The sequence below is a fragment of the Streptomyces hirsutus genome (genome assembly GCF_001418415.1).
GTDB lineage: Bacteria > Actinomycetota > Actinomycetes > Streptomycetales > Streptomycetaceae > Streptomyces > Streptomyces hirsutus.
Genome location: NZ_LIQT01000322.1, coordinates 622 through 3,733, shown reverse-complemented (window position 1 = coordinate 3,733; position 3,112 = coordinate 622). Strand labels below are relative to the sequence as shown.

Below are 3,112 nucleotides of genomic sequence, written 5' to 3'. Positions count from 1 at the left end.
GCCCCCTCCCCGCCCCCTGCCCTTATACCGACGACTCTCACCGTCACGTATCCGCTACGCTGTCCCTGGTCGGTCATTGGTACGCCGCGCCGCGCGACCGAGCAAGACCGCGGAGCACCCCGCACCATGTCCGACCAGTGGGCTTGCCCCCTCACAGGGGACGCCTTCGCCTTCGTAGCTCAGGGGATAGAGCACCGCTCTCCTAAAGCGGGTGTCGCAGGTTCGAATCCTGCCGGGGGCACCAGCCAAAAGGCCCCGGACCGATCATGGTCCGGGGCCTTTGACATCCACTTCTGACATCAACGCGGGCGGTCTCTCACAACCGGCCGCCGCTTGAGCAGCCGATCCATGTGGCTGATGGCCTCGCGCTGAGTGTCCTGCACGACGTGCGTGTACACGTCCATGGTGATGCTGATCTGACTGTGCCCGAGGATCTCCATCACGACGCGAGGCGCGACTCCGGCTGCGGTGAGGAGAGTCGCCGTGCCGTGCCGAGCATCATGCAACCGGATCACGCGAAGGCCGGCGGACTCGGCGACACGGGTGAAGGAGCGGTAGACGTTCCGCGGCTCGACCTGACGACCGGTGCGGGTGGTGAAGACGTAACCCGACTCGTGCCACTGCTCCCCCGCCTTGGCCCGAGCGGCGGACTGCCGCATCCGGTGCCAGCGCAGCGGGGCGATACAAAGTGCGGGCAACGGAACGACGCGGCGACGGCGGCTCTTGGGATCGTCGTCGTACAGGACACCACGGCGCCGCTGGGTCTGTTGGCGGACGTAGAGGACGCGGTTGTCCAGGTCGAGGTCAGACCAGCGAAGACCGATGATCTCTCCCCGGCGGAGCCCCATGGCGATGGCAAGCACGAAGGCCGCGTACAGCGGGTCCTTACGGGAGGCCGCCAGGAAGTCGAGTGTCTCGTCAAGGGTCCAGGGCTTCAGTTCGCGGTTGTCGGTGCGGGGCGGCTCGACGAGCTTGGCGACGTTGCGCGTGATCAGTTCCTCGCGGCAGGCGGAGGAGAGCGCCGACCGCAGGACGCGGTGGGATTCCTTGGCGGTCGCCGCGGTCGTCTCCTTCTCCAGGCGGACGAGGAAGCGGCGTACGTCGGCGACGCCGAGGGATTCGAGCCGTTTGGCGCCGAGCAGGGGCACCAGGTAGAGCCTGACGTGTGCCTCGTACTTGTCGTACGTGCTGAGCTTCCGCCGAGGCTTGATGACGTTGTCCAGCCAGTACGGCAGCCACTCGGAGAGCTTGGCCGAGCGGGTGGGCACGGGCACGCCCTGGTCGACCTTGTCGAGCAGCTCACGACGCTTGGCGTCGCACTCGGCCCAGGTCTTGCCGTACGCGAACTTACGGGCACGGGTGCCGTCCGGCTGGAGGACGTAGACCGCGCACTGATAGCGGCCGTCCTTGCGCTTGGTGATGGTGCCCGCACCGTTCGGATTGCGCTTGCGCTGGCCAGCCATCAGGCAGCCTCCTCGATCCGGTCGAGGATGAAGTCACGTACGGCATCGGTGGGGATCCGGCGAGCACCATCGATCTTGATCGAGACCAGGCGCCGCGAACGGATCAGGTCGTAGACCTTGGAGCGTCCGACCTTGAGCCGCGTCATGACTTCCGGCACGGTCAGCAGATCGGGGGGCGCGGTGGTCATGCTGCGGCTCCTTCCTGAGCAAGCTGATCTCGTAGGGCTTCGCGGGCGGTCTCGCGGTTGAGCTGGAGATCTCGGGCGATGGTGGCCGCGAGGGCGGACTCTCCGGGGGTGTGGCCGTGGCCGGCGTACTGCCAGTCGGTCAGGACGAGGGCGGTCTCCGGCTCGCGGTCGTCCAGGCGGAAGGCGGCGGCATCCTGTGCGGCTCGATAGTCGGCGCGTGCCTGCCGGAGGGCGCCGAGGGTGGTGGAGTAGCCGCGGGACTTGGAGGAGAAGTGGCCTCGGAAGCCGAGCATGTGAGCCCACGCCCACAGCCGCCGGTCGGGATAGAGCGGGTCGAGGTCGCGGCATGCGGTGATCAGGCGGCGGGTGTGGTCGGGGACGCCGTGGCGGTCGAGTTCGGCGAGTTCGCCAATGCGGCGGTCCAGGGTGCCGGTGTTCTCCGCTGCCTTGGTCGCGTACTTGGCGACGTACGAGGCGACCGCCTGCTCTGTGATGTCGGAGCCGTCCCCGAACGCCTTCACCGGCCGGACGTCGAGCTGTGTCCCCCAGCGGAACGACCGGGCGGGTTGGCTCTCGGCGGCCGGGACGGAGACCGAGGTGTACGAATGCGCGGCGGCGGCCCGGATCGCGTCGGTGAGGAGATCGACCGTGGCCCAGGCGGGCGGCGACGACTCGGCGCCCTCGGGCCCGTCGAGCCGGACCACGGCGTGGAAGTGCAGGGCGCCACGCTTCTGGAATTCGGCGACCTTGCCGTACGAGACGCGGAGGCGGTCGGCGAGTTCACGGCGAGAAAGGCCGGCACGGGCGGCGAGTTCACGGCGCAGGCGTGTGGTGAAGCGCTGCCAGAGCTGTCCGGCGTGGTTGTTGAACAGCACGGCGCCCGCATAGTCGTACGTGGCCGGGTCCAGGGCGGTGCCCAGCTCCGAGGCATCGGGGGCGTGTTGGGCGCCGCAGCGGCAGACTCCTCGGTCGGGCCGGTTGTGAACCGGGCCGAAGGACGGGGCGGTGAGGGTGGCGAAGACGCGGGGGTGCTCTCGAACGGTGGCGGGGATGTCGCGGCGGTCGTCACCGGCCAGGCCCGCCCGGATCAGGTGATAGGTGTCGCCCGCGTACGTCCAGGCGCAGGACGGGCAGCGGGAGGCGCGGCGGTTGCCGCAGGCGAGGCGAAGACGTCCGCCGGGCTCACCGGCGGTGGTGTAGTGGTGCAGTGTCTCGCCGGTGGTCTTGTCCTTGTGGAGGGCCCAGCCGGTCAGGTGGATCGGGTCGGCGCAGCCGCCGGTACGGCGGATCTGGTCCTCCCAGCGCGCATAGTCGGAGGCCGAGGCCACCCTCAGCAGGTCACCGAGGGTCGTCGGGTCGAGCAGCGGCTCAGGCACGGGCGAGGCGCGATGCGCCATGCTGGGTTCTTCCTTCCGGTTGCGAGATCGGACAGGGACGGCTCCCGGGCGGCGGATGCTTGGC

The 3,112-nt window shown here is 69.3% G+C and carries 3 protein-coding genes and 1 tRNA gene; 1 reads left to right on the top strand and 3 read right to left on the bottom strand.

Going from position 1 to position 3,112, the window contains the following annotated elements; genetic code table 11:
• The first annotated feature begins 168 nt into the window (after positions 1-168).
• A tRNA-Arg gene (locus tag AOK11_RS23545) sits at positions 169-244 on the top strand.
• A gap of 55 nt (positions 245-299) precedes the next feature.
• Here AOK11_RS23545 and AOK11_RS23540 read toward each other — a convergent pair.
• The 3 genes from AOK11_RS23540 to repSA are packed head-to-tail and all read right to left on the bottom strand — an operon-like array spanning position 300 to position 3,027.
• Positions 300-1,463 (bottom strand): tyrosine-type recombinase/integrase, encoded by a 1,164-nt coding sequence (locus AOK11_RS23540; RefSeq protein ID WP_055595725.1) that lies wholly within the window; start codon positions 1,461-1,463, stop codon positions 300-302.
• On the bottom strand, positions 1,463-1,651 hold the full coding sequence (locus AOK11_RS23535; protein ID WP_055595724.1) for a helix-turn-helix domain-containing protein: 189 nt from the start codon (positions 1,649-1,651) through the stop codon (positions 1,463-1,465). Before AOK11_RS23535 ends, AOK11_RS23540 begins: the two co-directional genes overlap by 1 nt.
• Entirely contained in the window at positions 1,648-3,027 is a 1,380-nt protein-coding gene (gene repSA, locus AOK11_RS23530) for a replication initiator protein RepSA (RefSeq protein ID WP_167353828.1), read from the bottom strand. Before repSA ends, AOK11_RS23535 begins: the two co-directional genes overlap by 4 nt.
• Between the last annotated feature and the right edge of the window lie 85 nt (positions 3,028-3,112).

What these genes read in the sequence shown, in the direction of transcription:
- AOK11_RS23540 (WP_055595725.1), bottom strand. Translation starts at nt 1,463, where the DNA reads ATGGCTGGCCAGCGCAAGCGCAATCCGAACGGTGCGGGCACCATCACC.
- AOK11_RS23535 (WP_055595724.1), bottom strand. Translation starts at nt 1,651, where the DNA reads ATGACCACCGCGCCCCCCGATCTGCTGACCGTGCCGGAAGTCATGACG.